The organism is Photobacterium sp. SP02 (genome assembly GCF_038519165.1).
GTDB classification, from domain to species: Bacteria; Pseudomonadota; Gammaproteobacteria; order Enterobacterales; family Vibrionaceae; genus Photobacterium; species Photobacterium halotolerans.
In genome coordinates, this window is the sequence record NZ_JASJOJ010000199.1 from 1 (window position 1) to 254 (window position 254).

A 254-nucleotide genomic window follows, 5' to 3' on the forward strand; every position below is an offset into this window, starting at 1 on the left:
TTACGGAAAAGAGAACGTGATGTATGCGTCAGTACATAAGGATGAAACGACACCTCATATGCACGTGGGTCTCGTGCCGATCACGAAAGAAAAGAAGCTGTCAGCAAAGCAGATTTTCAACAAAGTTGAAATGAAGCAGCTGCAGGAAGCGATCGGGAAGCATAACGAAAAATTTGGCTTGCTGCGCGGTGAGCCTTCAGATAAAAAATATCTTGAAATTCACAAGTTTAAGCTAGAAGCGGATAAAGAGAAGC

Annotated in this window: 1 protein-coding gene; it reads left to right on the forward strand. The window is 42.9% G+C overall.

Annotated elements, in window-relative coordinates:
• Positions 1 to 19 precede the first annotated feature (19 nt).
• Positions 20 to 254 (forward strand): plasmid recombination protein (locus P0Y67_RS22970; protein WP_342393725.1); only part of this gene is annotated, 235 nt, incomplete at its 3' end.